Source organism: Flavobacterium aquariorum (assembly GCF_003254745.1).
GTDB classification, from domain to species: Bacteria; Bacteroidota; Bacteroidia; order Flavobacteriales; family Flavobacteriaceae; genus Flavobacterium; species Flavobacterium aquariorum.
Map to the genome: position 1 here is coordinate 26,375 of NZ_QKXH01000013.1, position 14,501 is coordinate 40,875.

Below are 14,501 nucleotides of genomic sequence, written 5' to 3' on the forward strand. Positions count from 1 at the left end.
TATGAAACTTTTTAAATTAGTTACATTATTTACATGTTGTTAAGTAGTTATGATATTGTAGTAACTGTAGTATTATTGCTGTCACTCCTTGTATTGATTATAGCAAAAAGTAGGATGTTAACTTTTAACTATGATTGCTTCCGTGGTTGGTTTCATTGTTGCAGATTGAAAATTATTTTGTTAAGACGTTCGATTCATTATATTGCAACGGATTGAATCTCACTGCTACATAAATTAACAATTGGAGTCGGATTATTAGCTAATAATTTTTTTTCAATAGAAAAGGGCTGTTGTTTCCAACAGCCCCCTTCACCCAAACCTTTTCCGAAAACATTCAAAAAAAATGTATTATTTAATAAGTTGTTTTTAACTCTACTCTTCTGTTTTTGGCGCGACCTGCAGCAGTTTTGTTTGTTGCTATTGGTTTACCTTCTCCAAATCCTAAAGCAAGTAATCTAGTTTCAGCGATACCTTTGCTAACTAAATATTGTTTTACTGACTCCGTACGTTGTTGCGATAATTTTATGTTATACGCATCACTACCATTACTGTCTGTATGACCTTGAATTTCTAAATTGGTTGCCTCGTAACGGTTTAGTATAATAACCAACTCGTTTAGTTGAACGTAAGAAGATGTTTTTAACTTAGCACTAGCATTCTCAAAGAAAAGTTTACCAGCGATAGAGGCAATTCTTTTAACGTCTTTCGGCGCAATTTCTGGACATCCTTTGTTTATGATGTTTCCTTTCACGGTAGGACAACGATCATCAATATCTGGAACACCATCACCATCTGAATCAGGACACCCTTTTAGTGCAATTGGTCCAGCAGCATCAGGACATCGGTCTTCACTGTTTACAACACCATCCTTGTCATTATCCATAGGACATCCAGCAGCATCAACTTTTTGGCCTGCAGGTGTATTTGGACATTTATCATCGATATCTGCAACACCATCATTATCTACATCTGGGCAACCTCTTAAAGCAACCGGTCCAGCAACATCAGGACAACGATCTTTGGCATCTGCAACACCATCTTTGTCTCTGTCAGGACAACCATTTAAGGCTGATGATCCTGCAATTTCAGGACATTCGTCTAAATAATCGGCAACACCATCATTGTCTTTATCAAGAGGACAACCATTTTTGTCTACAACTATACCTGCTGGTGTGTCTGGACATTTGTCATTTCTGTCTGAAACGCCGTCTTTGTCAGCATCTTTTTTCTCTCCTAAGTTGAATGACAATCCCACAGTATGCATCAAAAATGAATCTTTGCTTCCACCAGAAACACCATCTCTATCATCTCCATCAGTAAACATAAAGGTTTCTTGTACATTAAGCATAACAACGGGGCTTAGCCTAAAGGTTAATCCACCACCTGCTGTTGGCAAAATATAATCGATTTTTTTACTGTCAACATCTAGTTTTTTATCAAAGAGCATAACTCCTAATCCTCCAAATACATAAGGTCTAACCACGTAATCTGGATTTAATAAATTGATTTTTAAATTCAATGCAAGAGATGAAAATTCACTGTTAAAATATCCATCTGGGCGATTGTAAGCTACGGTTCCTTTATTTGCAGCTAAGTTCAAATCAAAATATTTTCCTAAATATCTGGAAACTGACAAACCTGCAACTCCATAAAAAGTCATATCGGTTTTATAAAAGTCATTTCCAAGATCTCCGTTATATTGTGTTGCTCCACCAGATATTCCGATATTCCATTTTCGGTCTTCTGTTTGTGCATTCATAATAAATGTAAATGCTAAGCAAGTACATAAGAATAGTAATTTTTTCATTTTGTGTTGTATTTAAATATTTATTCAAAGGTGATTCATAAATCGAATTTTTGAGTTACAAAACTTTTGTTAATATTTGCATCATTCACACCTTTCTTGAAAGAATTAAAAGAGTTAATTAATTTTATGCATTGATAATCAATTATTTATTGTGATTCTGTAAAATTGTAATATATTCCACTTTACGGTTTTAACCAAAAAAGAGAGACCGTTTTACAACGGCCTCTCTTTAAAAAATACATCCAAAAAAATCTTTAGTAGGTTGTTACCAATTCAACTCTTCTGTTTTTGGCTCTGCCTGAAGCAGTTTTGTTATCGGCAATTGGTTTACCGTCCCCAAATCCTAAAGCAGTAAGCCTGGATTCAGGTATTCCTTTACTGATTAAATAAGTTTTTACGGATTCGGCACGTTGTTTTGATAAGTCTATATTAGCGAGGTCACCACCCACATTATCAGTATGTCCACCAATTTGCAAATCAGTCGCATTATAACGTTTTAATATGACCACCAAATAATCAAGTTGAACATATGAAGATATTTTTAGTTCAGCACTACCATTTTCAAAGAAAAGTTTACCTGCAATATCAGCTATTTTTTTAACGTCTACAGGTGCAATTGTAGGACAGCCTTTGTCAATGATATTCCCTTTTTCGGTTGGACAACGGTCAATATTATCTGTTACACCATCGCCATCCGTATCTGGACAGCCTTTTAGTGCTAATGGCCCGGCTGTATCAGGACAAAGATCTACTTCATTCGCTACACCATCATTATCATTATCCAAAGGACACCCAGACGCATTTACTTTGTAACCTGCAGTTGTATTTGGACATTTATCATCAATGTCTGCGACACCATCTTTATCGACATCCTGACAACCTTTCAAATTAACTGGTCCAGCTACATCTGGACAACGGTCTTTGTCATCGGCTATTCCGTCTTTATCGGTATCAGGGCAGCCATTCAAGGTTCCTAATCCTATTACATCAGGGCATGCGTCTAAATAATCGGCAACACCATCTATATCTTTATCAAGAGGACACCCTGTTTTGTCAACAGCGACACCAGCTGGAGTGTTTGGACATTTGTCATTTCTATCGGAAACACCGTCATTATCAGTATCTTTTATTTCATCTAAAAGGTAAGTTGTTAAGTCTATCAGTCCAAAAAACGAAATATCTTTTTTGTGAAAATCATTTTCTAAATCACTAATAGGTAAAGTTTTAGAATCAGAAATTTTAATATCCAATTTTGGGTTTCCTGTTTTTGCTTCTGTAATATATGTAAATGCTAAACACGTACATATAAATAATAGTTTTTTCATTTTGTGGGTTTTTATTGTTTGTATCAAAGATCTTCCACAAAATGGTATTAAGTGTTACATAACTTTTTTTATTAGTTGTATGATTCACACCTTTTTAAATGAATTATAAAATAGGCTTGGATGGTGGAAGTTCTTTTTTGGAATAATAAACTGAATTTTGCTATTAGTTATACTAAGGCTTTTATTTTTTTAAAAAAACTGGAATTTGTAGATTTTTTGCTTTCAATTTCTCCTATCAAGAAACCATAAGGCTTCAATGTTTCAACATGATCACAGATAATTTTTAGCATGGCAGTTAATGGTATCGCCAAAATAATTCCAGGAATTCCCCAAAGGAGTTCACCTAATACTAGTGCAATAATCGTAAACAAAGGATTAATTTTTACTTGAGGACCTAGCATTAAAGGCTCTAATAACCAGCCTTGTATAAATTGAACGACCCCATATGTAATAGCAATACCACCAATTAGAATTAGATTGCCTCCATGCATGGCCGCAATTAAAATAGTAAGTGCCGTTCCAGTGATGTTACCAACAAAAGGAATGATTTCCAGAAACCCGCATAATATGGCAAAAAAGAGTGCGTTTTCTAATCCAATAAAGCTAAAACCAATATAGTACATAATCCATAAGCAAACAATCATTTTTGAAAGACCAATCAAATACTGTTGCGATACATTGGCCACTTTGTGTATTATTTGTTCCATTGCTTGTTGCTCTGAAATGGCAGTAAGTTTTAAAATAAACTGCTTGATATGAGAGCGATAATATAGCAAAAACAAAAAATAAGCCGTGACTAAAATAAGATTAGTCAATGTAACAGCCAGCGAACTTAACAGCATCTGTACCATATTTGAATAAGAAGGTTTTTCCTCTTTCAAAATTTTATATTGCTCTTCTATCGAAATATTAAAATGACTGTAAATGTATTTTTGAATAAAGACAACGGTATCACTAGCCTTATCTTTCAAAAGAGTAATGTCATTAATCACTTCAGATATTTTCCAACTTAGTAATGCCACTAATCCAGAAAGAAAAAGGAATAAAGTAAAAAAACAAAGAAATACAGCTATTCCTTTGGGAATTTTCTTTTTCTCCATCCAATTGCAAAAAGGTAAAAAAAGGGTAGCCAGAATTCCTCCAATTACAAAAGGCATAAGAAAAACTTTCCCATAATATAAACCCGTAATAATAAGAAAAAATAAAAATAATTTCTTTGCGATAGTTGTTGAGGACGAGGTTATCATTTTGATTTTTTAGAAGCTTCTGTTTTATAATCAAATGAAATGGAGCCGGTATCAACAGTAGCGTTTTTTCTGTAAGTTATTTTACCGACTTTGCAATGGCTTTTGGAATTGACTCCTAATTTTTTTTCTACTTTATACATTATATTTTTTTTTACTTAACTCAAGTATCTTCTAAGTTTCCATGCCATTGTTTCGTGATCTTCCATTAAGCCAGTCAAAAAATCTGCTGAACCAGCATCATTATTTTCTTCAGCACATACTGTTTCATCTTTTCGTTGTTGAATAATAATAGTTTCATGGTCTTCTAATAATTCCAGTATCATATCCTTTTGTGAAGGATACTTATTTGGGCTTTCTTTAAGTCTTGTCAGTTCTGAAAATTCTTTCATAGTACCAATAGCTTTCCCTCCCAATTTACTAATCCGTTCTGCAATTTCATCAATTGAAGCTTCTAACTGTTTGTATTGGTTTTCAAATAGTATATGTAATTCCATAAAACTATTCCCCGATACATTCCAATGGAATTTTCGCATTTTAATGTATAAAGTCATTTCATCTGCTAAAACTGAAGATAAGATTACAATGCTTTTTTGCAAATTTTGTTTAGTAATTCCAATGTGTGGTTCCATATTTTCTTGTTTTTATATTATTATTTTCAATTTTCTGATTAGAATTATTTGAATTCAGAAATTTCTAGATTGCAAAGATGACAACTTAAGTGTAAAGTTTGATTACATAACTTTTGAATATAATTATAGAATTTACAGCTATTTTTCTTATCTATAGGGTTGTCTTACATTTTTAAAAGAAAAATTTATCCTGATTTATGTAGATATTTAACAGAAATTAGAGTAGTAAATTTCCAATTATTTTTTGGTGTGTTTTGGCTAAAAAAAGGCACTAAAAATATGCACGACTATAGCAATACTTATTAGCTACCGTCACTAGATCGTTAATTATTCAGGAAATATTGATAATGAACTCACTCACTTTGGAAATGAATAACCTCAAGAGTGAAGGAATTAATTTGGAAGGATTTGAGTATGGCTTTGCCCTTATTTCTGTTCTAAAACGAGCAGAGGAATCTTTGAAAATAATTTTGGAAGTATATGACAAACCAAAATTTATTTATAAAAAATTAAATGAAATTAGGTATACAATTTACAAGAAAAAAGCAAAGTCAAGCTTGCCAATAAATAAACTGCTGAGCAAGTAAAAATTGAAGAAGAAGTTATACAGTTAGCTTACCAAATGGCAAAAATTTAGCCAAGATTTATGTTTGGACATTAAAACAACTGTGAGATTAATTCAGTAAGGATAGTATTTACTGATTAACGGGTATCAAGCTCATCTAATTTTTTGTTGTTCATAGATGGAAGGTTGTTAAACTTCTTGGTTCTTGATCCCGTCATGCCAATCTGGCAAATCAGAAAAAGTATTATGTGATTAAGGAATGTGCATTGAACAAATCCTTTTTACAGAACGATTGGAGATTTATGATTCATCTTTTGTAGTTCGCACTAAACTAATTCCTGCTATAAAGAAAACAGTTCCTAAAATTCCATAGATGATTAATGCTTTAATGTCTCTTTCACTGCCTGAAGTGTTTGTAAATATAACCGCATCGTAGATAAGGCCTCCAATTCCTAGAGCCGTTAATAATGCACCGAAAATTCGTTTGATATTCATGATTTTTTTATTTAGTTATTTATATGTTCTATTTTTTGTTTTTTACGTTTTTTTTTAAATCGATATTTTTTTTGTCGCTTTGAAAGTTTTTTTACATTCTGTCCATATACCAACTCAGTTCCTTTTTCATTTTTCTAAACTCATAAAGAGATGATATTATTTTTTGCAAACGTACAAATGCAGTTTCGCTTTTAACCACATAATCAAAGGCTTGATGGTGCATACAATCGATAGCTACATCAATTTTGTCCTGGGAAGACAACATTATTACCGCTATTTCTGGATTGAATGCTTTTATCTTATCCAAGGTCTCTATACCATTTATAGCATTTATATCTATACCATCAAGATGATAATCCAAAATAATTACATCTGGACTGTTAGGCAGATTAGCAAGACAAAGTTCTCCGGTAGAGTAGGTCTCAATTTCAAAATCGGCATGTTCCAAAAACTCAATTTCCAAAGACTTCAAGAATAAGGCGTCATCATCGACTAAGAACAGTTTTATTTTGTTTATGGTATTCATTTTAAGGATTTTTTAAGTGTTTCTAATTCTAGTTCTAATTCTTTACAGGCCTCCGTACATACATTTTCAAGTTTCAATATCATACTTTCCATTTCATCATTTTGTTGTTGTATAGCTACAAATTCCTGAATCCTTTTTGCCATATTTTCAAAATCGGAATGAATTCCCATAATTGAAAATGAGGGAATCATTTTGTGAATGGCAGCATTTAGCATACTCCAATCTTGATCCAACAAGCTTTGTTTTAATGTATTAATCAATTCAGGAGTCTGTTTGAGATAGAGACCGATCATTTCAATCATCAATTTTGGATTGGATTTGGTGCGACGGTTCAAGTAATCTAAATTGATGTATTTTACTTTTGCTATTTTTGAAACCTCCGTTTTGATTGTATTGTTTAGTTTTAATTTTTTTGGTTTTTGTACTAACCCAACGATTTTACTGTACAATACTCTTTCATCAATGGGTTTTGCAATATAATCGTCCATACCCACAGCTTTGCATTTAGCCAAATCTACAGTGGTTACATCTGCCGTTAGAGCAATGATTGGAATAGTCATTTTCAATGTCTCTCTAATGTATTCTGTGGCTTCAAAACCATTCATTTGAGGCATTTGTAAATCCATCAAAACAATATCGTATTGATTTGTTTTGAGTTTTTCGATGGCAATTTTGCCGTTTTCAGCAATATCCCGTTCAAAGCCAAAATCATCCAATACGGTTTTCATCAACAATTGATTGAGAGCCATATCTTCAACAACTAAGACTTTAATGTCTTTGATTTCATTATCCAATTCCATTATTTCATTTTCTAATGCTGCATTTTCTTTCGTTTTTAGAAAAGGTAAAGTAAAACTAAAACGGGAATACTCGTTTATTTCACTTTTGACCCTAATACTTCCTCCTTGAGATTCTACCAGTTGTTTTACAATAGCAAGTCCAAGGCCAGTTCCTCCGTATAATCGGGAAGTTCCATTTGATGCTTGTTGGAAATTTTCAAAAATTCGGTCAATTTTATCTTCAGAAATGCCTATTCCAGTATCATTGACAGCAAATTCAATAATTACTTTTTCGTCGTCTTCAAACATTAAATGAACGCTGACGGTAATGACACCTTTATTTGTGAATTTTACTGCATTACTAACCAAATTTAAAATAATTTGGTGCAAACGAATTGCATCTCCAACTAAGACTTCAGGAATTTTATCGTCGTATTCAGAAACTAATTTTAAGTTTTTTTCCTGAATTTTTGTTTCAAATAAATGAAGCATAGAAGATAATGATTTTTTTATTTTGAAAGGGCTTTGTTCAAAAGTCATTTTTCCAGCATCTACTTTTGCTAAATCCAAAATGTCATTTATAAGCACGATTAACGCATCACCACTCATTTTTATCGCCATCAAATATTCCTTTTGTTTAGCCGATAATTCCGTTTTTAAGACCACTTTTGTAAATCCAATAATGGCATTCATTGGTGTCCGTATCTCATGACTCATGTTCGATAAAAATTGCTGCTTTGCTTTTACTGCATTTTCAGCAATTTTAGTAGCCAATTCTGCTTTGCTTTTTGCTTCTTCGGCTATTACTGTTGCCAATTCAGCAAAGACTTTGGCTTCAAATAATTCTGTTGCAATTCTTTTTTGTTCTGTAATATCTCTGGCAACCATTACGGCTCCCACAACATTTCCTAAATCATCTTTGTAAACTGAACCGTTAAATAAGACATTTGTGAAATTTTCGTCTTTTATAGTAAGCGGGTAATCAACTACAAAACCTTTTGAAAAAACTTTTTTATATCCATCACGTGCTTTTTGGGGCTCTGTGAAATAATCAAAAAAATCGGAACCAATTAATTGTTCTCTTGATACGCCAGTAACCTGAACTGTTGCCTCATTTGTGTCCGTAATTTTTCCTTTCGGTGAAATGGTAAATAATGGATCACGACTTGCTTCAATCAAACTCAAAGAATACTGAGAAGCCAATTTAAGGGAATAACTATGTGCCTCTAATTCTTTGTTGGCAATCTCGCGTTTTTCTTTTTCTTTGTTTTGAAATTCAAGCTCCAAATCAGCAATTATCAATTCAGCAGCTCTATTTTCTTTTTCACCTGTTTGAAAAAGAAGCTCTTTGTTGGCAATGCATAATTCATCTGCTCTTTTTTCTTTTTCATCATTTTGAAAGGCTAACTCTTTGTTGGCAATAACTAACTCAGCTGCTCTTTTTTCTTTGACTTTATTTTGATATGCCAACTCTTCATTAGCGATAACCAACTCTGCAGCTCTATTCTCTTTTTCATCATTTTGATAAGCCAACTCTTTGTTGGCGATGAATAATTCTGCTGCTCTTTTCTCTTTTTCATCATTTTGAAAAGCTAATTCTTTATTAGCATTCCTCAATTCCAACGCCCATTTTTGTTCGGCGATGTCTCTGGCTACAATTACAACCCCTTTTATATTCCCATGAGCGTCCCTAAAAATCGAGCCATTAAACAATACTTCCGTCAGTCTTCCATTTTTATGGCGAAAGGTAAGTGGAAAATCAGAAACTGTATTTTTGGCAAAAACCTCTTGGTAGACAGCGTGGGCTTTATCAGGTTCTGTAAAATAATTTTTGAAATAAGTATCCATTAAGTCATCTCTGGCTAAGCCTGTAATCAATGTAAGCGCCTCATTCATATCCGTAATTTTGCCCTCAGAACTTATGGTTACTAAGGGATCCAAATTGGCTTCTATTAAACTTCTGGCATATTGTGATTCTTGCATTAGGAAACGTGGTATTGCTTGTTAAATTTATAGTGGAATTTTAAAGATGATATTGTAATTAGTTTCCGATTTCTTCAATTGGACTGCGCCTTTTGTCTTTTAATTGTTTAAAGTGGGTAGGAGATAAGCCTGTTACTTTTTTGAATTGACTCGATAAGTGAGCTACACTGCTATACCCCATTTTCCAAGCAATCTCAGTTATATTGAGTTCGCCGTAAATAATCAATTCTTTAATTCTTTCGGTTTTGTGCGAAATGATAAATTGTTCGATTGTAGTTCCTTGTACTTCCGAAAAAAGATTGGACATATAGGTGTAATCGTGATTTAATTTTTCATGCAAATAATCAGAAAAATTGATTTTAATGTTTTCATCTGTATGATGAACCAATTCAATAATTACATTTTTTATTTTCTCGATAAGCATGGCTCTTTTATCATCCATCAATTCGAGCCCGGAATCTATTAAGCCTATTTTGAGTTGCTCTCTTTGGTACATAGAAATAGTCTCCATGATTTCCACTTCGCCTAAATCAACTACTATGTAGTGCAGGCCAAGTTTTTTCAACTCTTCTTTCACCGCCATTTTACAGCGATTACTAACCATGTATTTGATATATAATTTCAAGTTATTCTTTTTTAAAGGATCAAGTAAAGGTCGCTCAAGAATCAAAAATCCGTGTTACACAACTAAACAAAATTGTTGTATAATTCACTGATTATTGACTTGTTTGTGAATAGGGAATGGTCAATATTGAATTGACTATTCATTACTCAATATTCACTTTTTTTTAGGCATTGATTTCTTAAGCTGTTTGATTATTTTGTCGTACAAAAGCTTTTCATCAATGGGTTTTGAAATGTAATCATTCATCCCAATTGTTTTTGATTTTTGTACATCTACAGTTGTTACGTCGGCGGTTAGCGCAATGATAGGAATTTTGGAATTCATTGTATTCCGAATGTAATCTGTAGCCTCAAACCCACTCATTTCAGGCATTAGTATGTCCATCAAAACAATATCATAGTTATTTTCTTTTAGTTTTTCTATGGCTACTTTACCATTTGACGCAATATCACATTTAAAACCAAATTCCTCTAAAATAATTTTTATCAAAAGTTGATTCAATGGCATATCTTCTGCCACCAAAATTCTTATATTTTCTAGTCCGTCAATTGTATTGTGAATATTTTCTTCTTCAGCGGGAGCTTCCACACAGAATTTATCAAAATCCATAACAAAGCCAAAAGTGGAGCCCTTACCTTCTGTACTTTTTACAATTAAGGTACCGTCTTGATGTTCCACTAGTTGTTTTACAATAGCAAGTCCTAAACCGGTACCTCCGTATAATCGTGAAATTTCGGTAGAAGCCTGTTCAAAATTATCAAAGATGTGGGCCAGCTTGTTTTTTGCAATTCCAATACCAGTATCAGTTAAAGTAAATTCAATTGTCGTTTTTTCTGAATCTTCTTTCAGCATTTGAACACTTAATATTATTTTTCCTTTCGCAGTAAATTTAATGGCATTACTAATCAGATTCAAAATAATTTGTCGCAAACGCATGCTATCGCCCACAATATATTCGGGAATCCGTTTATCATATTGTTGCTCCAGTTTTAAATTTTTCTCTAAACACTTAGATTCAAATAAATATAAAATGTCAGCAATAGACTCAAATATATTGAACCTTTCTTTTTCGAAAGTCATTTTTCCAGCATCTACTTTAGCTAGATCAAGTATGTCATTAATTAAAACAATCAATGCACTTCCGGAAGATTTAATTGCCGTAATAAATTCTTTTTGTTCTTTATTCAAATTGGTTTTTAATGCCACATTTGTAAACCCAATTATGGCATTCATCGGAGTCCGAATCTCATGACTCATATTCGACAAAAATTGTTGCTTAGATTTTAATGCATTTTCGGCAATTTTTGTGTTTTGTTCCGCTACGTGTTTTGCTTCGATTAATTCGGACTTTAAATTAATATGAGCTGTAACCTCGTAAGCAATAACGGTTACCCCCAAAATGCTTTCATCAGCATCGAGATAAGGTTGATAAACAAAATTGAAATAGACATCCTCAAATCGGCCATTGCGGTTTAAGGGAACAAGGACCTCATATCCTTCTTGTGGAATACCTGTTGTATAAACATCTTCAAGCATTTTTGGGATTGGACCATCTTTTAATTCTGGTAAAACCGTAAGAATTGGTTTGCCTTCTATGTCATTTCCTTTTCCCCAAATTTCTTTAATACTAGCATTGGCAAGTTTGATGACCATATCTTTTCCTTTTAATATAACAAAAGAGAAAGGTGAGTTCATCAGCATCATACTATAACGCTTATTACTGTCTTCAATTAATTTTAGTGCTTTTTTCTCTACCTCAAGTTGTACTTCCAATACTTTTTTCTCTTTGATTTGGAGTTCAATTGCCAGATTTCGAACATCGGTAATGTCAATAATCGTAAGGACAATCAAATTTTCATTTTCTCGTGCTTGGATGATGCGGTGGGCATTGAGCAACATTATTTTTTTGCCGATAATTGGAAAAACATGCTCTACTTCAAAATCATGAAAGTTCTTATTTTCCGAAACAATTTCTTCTATTAGCGCTTTTAATTTTGGAATATTCCATTGGTTATTCCCTAATTTATATAATGATTTTCCAATGCATTCTTCTTCGGTTACGTGAAATGTTTTGCAAAATGATTTATTGGCTGATTTTATTTTTATGTCTTTATCAAGAACAAGAACAGGTTCATGAACTGTGGAGAGTATTGCTTCATTATAGTGATTTAATTCTTCTACTTGCTGAATTCTTGAATGTAATTCTTGATTACTGGTCACCAACTCCTCATTGGTTGATTCAATCTCTTCTTTGGAGGTTTCAAGTTCTTCATTCAAGCTTTGCAGTTCTTCGTTGCTCGAGACTATTTCTTCGTTAGCACTTTGCAGCTCTTCATTGGCTGCTTCTTGATCTTGGGTTATAGAACCCATATCTGCTCGGGCAGCGGCAAGTTCTTCCTCCAGTTTTTTTATTCGGCGATCCTTTGCAATCGTGTTGTTTTTTTGCCCTTTTATTGATTCTTCTTCGGTTTCATGCTGTATGTATCCAGTAAAAATAACAATCAATAATGGCTCTTCTCCTTCAATATTTAGCGGAATGACTTCAATATTCACAATTTGAATAGTGTTGTCTATTGGATTCCGATTCATTTCAATCCCCATTTTTCGGATCGGGAGTTTTGTTTTAATGGCATGATGAATGGCATTACGCAACTCAAATGTGATTTCGATATGTGCCATTTTCAAAATATTAAAACTGGCCTTACCTGGAGAATGTTGCAAATACGACGAAGTAGATCCCCGAAATTGGAGGATTTCCAAATCGTAGTTTATAATGACACTGGCAGGAACGTGATGTTCGAGTAAAACAGTGTCAAATGCCATTGCAATTGTGCCGTTTGCTAATGTAGATACTTTTTTGAAGGTAGAAGGTTGTATAGTGTTTTTATCAGGCATGGTAGAATGGGATAGACGTGAAGTGAGGTCAGGAATGGTGCGTAATCCTGAATTTTTTTTTCGAGAATAAAATTTGAATTTTTTATCGAGAATAGTAAAAAGTTGGGCTGTTGTTCCAATTGTTTCCGATTTTCCCAACATCAAGCAGCCTCCATCGTTTAAGGCATAATGAAAAGTAGAAATGGCTTTTTTCTGTGCAGTTGTGTCTAAATATATTAACATATTCCTACAACTAATAAAATCCATTCTTGAAAATGGAGGATCACGTAAAATGTTGTGTTTTGCAAATACGCAAACATCCCTTAACTGTTTAGAAATACGGTATTTATTTTTTGATTTCACAAAAAAACGAACTAATCTTTCTGGTGAAATTGTTGCCAATTGCGAAGCAGAATATTCTCCAATACGAGCAATCCGAATGGCTTCGGCACTAAGATCGGAAGCAAAAATTTGAAAAGGAATACTGTTAAGATTGTCTTCTTGAATTTCGAGTAATAACATAGCTATCGAATAAACTTCTTCACCGGTTGCACAAGCGGCAACCCACAAGCGAAGAGTCTCACCTGTTTTTTTACTTTCAATTAATTTAGGCAGAATTACATTTTTTAAATACAAAAAAGGTTCGGAATCTCTAAAAAAAGTAGTTACGTTAATTAATAGATCCTGATAAAGAATATCAATCTCATCGCTTTGATTTATAAGTATTTCTATGTATTCTTTTAAAGTTTTAATTTTATAAACTAACATCCTGCGAAGTATTCGCCTTTTGATAGTATTCATTTTGTAGTGACTGAAATCTACATTTTTTCTTTTGTGTAAAAGCTGTAGAATAACTTTCAACTCTGGATTGCTGTTTTCTATTTCGGCCTCGGGTATTTTTTTTATGGCTGTACTAATTACGAAAGGATGTTGACTAATATGTGTTAATTGAACTCCAATTTCTTTTGGAGATAATACAAAATCAACAACACCTTCTGCAATTGCAGAATTGGGCATACTGCTAAATTTCGCCGAGTCATCCTGAGCGAAAGTAATTCCTCCAGCCTCTTTAATTTCTTTCAATCCACGTGTGCCATCATTTGCCGATCCAGATAGAATAACGCCAATAACATTTTCATGATGGGTTTCTGCCAGAGAAGAAAAAAGTAAGTCGATCGAGAAGTTTGACGTTCTGTTTTTGGGACGGGGAATTAATTTTATATGTCCATCAGTCACCTCAATTTCTTTATCATTAGGAATCACATAAAAGTTATTGGGTTCCATTTTCTCCATGTTGTCAATTACCTGAACTTTCATTTGAGTTACTTTGGACAAAAGTTTATCAAGTAAACTTTTATGATCAGGACTTAGATGTTGGACATAGATAAAAGCCATACCTGTAGTAGGAGAAAGGTTTTTCAGTAATTGGGTTATTGCTTCAAGACCACCTGCAGAGGCACCAATAGCTACAACAGTAAAAGATTTTTTTTTGAGCTCCTTGTTTGAAAACGAAAGTTTTTTTGCAGGGAATTTTGAGATTTTTATTTCTTTAGTTGTTGTTATTTTGTTGTTGGTTAGTGATTTAGGCAAACTGTTTTTTTCTATGGTCGGAATTGATTTCATGATACCAATATTTATTTTGGACA

At 33.2% G+C, this 14,501-nt stretch carries 11 protein-coding genes; 1 reads left to right on the plus strand and 10 read right to left on the minus strand.

Translation table 11 applies throughout. The features are described 5' to 3' along the window. Window positions 1-352 precede the first annotated feature (352 nt). The 5 genes from DOS84_RS19415 to DOS84_RS17325 all read right to left on the minus strand — a co-directional run bounded on the left by DOS84_RS19415 (window position 353) and on the right by DOS84_RS17325 (window position 5,008). Window positions 353-1,807: an OmpA family protein gene (locus DOS84_RS19415; protein WP_111411362.1), complete on the minus strand. Its 1,455-nt coding sequence runs from the start codon at window positions 1,805-1,807 to the stop codon at window positions 353-355. 254 nt (window positions 1,808-2,061) lie between these two features. Beyond that, on the minus strand, window positions 2,062-3,132 hold the full coding sequence (locus tag DOS84_RS17315; RefSeq protein ID WP_111411363.1) for an OmpA family protein: 1,071 nt from the start codon (window positions 3,130-3,132) through the stop codon (window positions 2,062-2,064). A 167-nt stretch (window positions 3,133-3,299) separates the two neighbouring features. Next, complete coding sequence (locus tag DOS84_RS17320) at window positions 3,300-4,379, minus strand: AI-2E family transporter (RefSeq protein ID WP_111411364.1); 1,080 nt, start codon at window positions 4,377-4,379, stop codon at window positions 3,300-3,302. Continuing rightward, window positions 4,376-4,519, minus strand: a complete 144-nt coding sequence (locus tag DOS84_RS19145; RefSeq protein WP_165830462.1) for a hypothetical protein — start codon at window positions 4,517-4,519, stop codon at window positions 4,376-4,378. Before DOS84_RS19145 ends, DOS84_RS17320 begins: the two co-directional genes overlap by 4 nt. Window positions 4,520-4,534: 15 nt before the next feature. Next, window positions 4,535-5,008, minus strand: coding sequence for a Dps family protein (locus DOS84_RS17325; protein ID WP_111411365.1), 474 nt, complete (start codon window positions 5,006-5,008; stop codon window positions 4,535-4,537). Window positions 5,009-5,376: 368 nt separating this feature from the next. On the opposite strand from DOS84_RS17325, the gene DOS84_RS17330 reads away from it, so the two are divergent. Continuing rightward, window positions 5,377-5,595, plus strand: a complete 219-nt coding sequence (locus tag DOS84_RS17330) for a hypothetical protein (protein WP_111411366.1) — start codon at window positions 5,377-5,379, stop codon at window positions 5,593-5,595. Between the two features lie 278 nt (window positions 5,596-5,873). Here the strand turns inward: DOS84_RS17330 and DOS84_RS17335 are convergent, their stop codons facing one another. The 5 genes from DOS84_RS17335 to DOS84_RS17355 all read right to left on the minus strand — a co-directional run bounded on the left by DOS84_RS17335 (window position 5,874) and on the right by DOS84_RS17355 (window position 14,478). Then, a complete protein-coding gene (locus DOS84_RS17335) occupies window positions 5,874-6,068 on the minus strand; it encodes a hypothetical protein (protein WP_111411367.1) in 195 nt (64 codons plus the stop codon). Between the two features lie 91 nt (window positions 6,069-6,159). Continuing rightward, window positions 6,160-6,594: a response regulator gene (locus DOS84_RS17340; protein WP_111411368.1), complete on the minus strand. Its 435-nt coding sequence runs from the start codon at window positions 6,592-6,594 to the stop codon at window positions 6,160-6,162. Next, the gene (locus DOS84_RS17345) at window positions 6,591-9,356 is read right to left on the minus strand and encodes an ATP-binding protein (RefSeq protein WP_111411369.1); all 2,766 of its coding nucleotides are present in this window, start codon (window positions 9,354-9,356) and stop codon (window positions 6,591-6,593) included. The genes DOS84_RS17340 and DOS84_RS17345 overlap by 4 nt, the downstream gene beginning before the upstream one ends. Before the next feature lie 58 nt (window positions 9,357-9,414). After that, window positions 9,415-9,960, minus strand: coding sequence for a helix-turn-helix domain-containing protein (locus DOS84_RS17350; RefSeq protein ID WP_111411370.1), 546 nt, complete (start codon window positions 9,958-9,960; stop codon window positions 9,415-9,417). Between the two features lie 174 nt (window positions 9,961-10,134). Beyond that, complete coding sequence (locus DOS84_RS17355; protein ID WP_111411371.1) at window positions 10,135-14,478, minus strand: CheR family methyltransferase; 4,344 nt, start codon at window positions 14,476-14,478, stop codon at window positions 10,135-10,137. Window positions 14,479-14,501 lie beyond the last annotated feature (23 nt).

Bases quoted from the DNA above. Each gene is read 5' to 3' on its own strand.
- DOS84_RS19415 (WP_111411362.1), bottom strand. From the start codon at position 1,807: ATGAAAAAATTACTATTCTTATGTACTTGCTTAGCATTTACATTTATT.
- DOS84_RS17315 (WP_111411363.1), bottom strand. From the start codon at position 3,132: ATGAAAAAACTATTATTTATATGTACGTGTTTAGCATTTACATATATT.
- DOS84_RS17320 (WP_111411364.1), bottom strand. From the start codon at position 4,379: ATGATAACCTCGTCCTCAACAACTATCGCAAAGAAATTATTTTTATTT.
- DOS84_RS19145 (WP_165830462.1), bottom strand. From the start codon at position 4,519: ATGTATAAAGTAGAAAAAAAATTAGGAGTCAATTCCAAAAGCCATTGC.
- DOS84_RS17325 (WP_111411365.1), bottom strand. From the start codon at position 5,008: ATGGAACCACACATTGGAATTACTAAACAAAATTTGCAAAAAAGCATT.
- DOS84_RS17330 (WP_111411366.1), top strand. From the start codon at position 5,377: ATGAATAACCTCAAGAGTGAAGGAATTAATTTGGAAGGATTTGAGTAT.
- DOS84_RS17335 (WP_111411367.1), bottom strand. From the start codon at position 6,068: ATGAATATCAAACGAATTTTCGGTGCATTATTAACGGCTCTAGGAATT.
- DOS84_RS17340 (WP_111411368.1), bottom strand. From the start codon at position 6,594: ATGAATACCATAAACAAAATAAAACTGTTCTTAGTCGATGATGACGCC.
- DOS84_RS17345 (WP_111411369.1), bottom strand. From the start codon at position 9,356: ATGCAAGAATCACAATATGCCAGAAGTTTAATAGAAGCCAATTTGGAT.
- DOS84_RS17350 (WP_111411370.1), bottom strand. From the start codon at position 9,960: ATGGTTAGTAATCGCTGTAAAATGGCGGTGAAAGAAGAGTTGAAAAAA.
- DOS84_RS17355 (WP_111411371.1), bottom strand. From the start codon at position 14,478: ATGAAATCAATTCCGACCATAGAAAAAAACAGTTTGCCTAAATCACTA.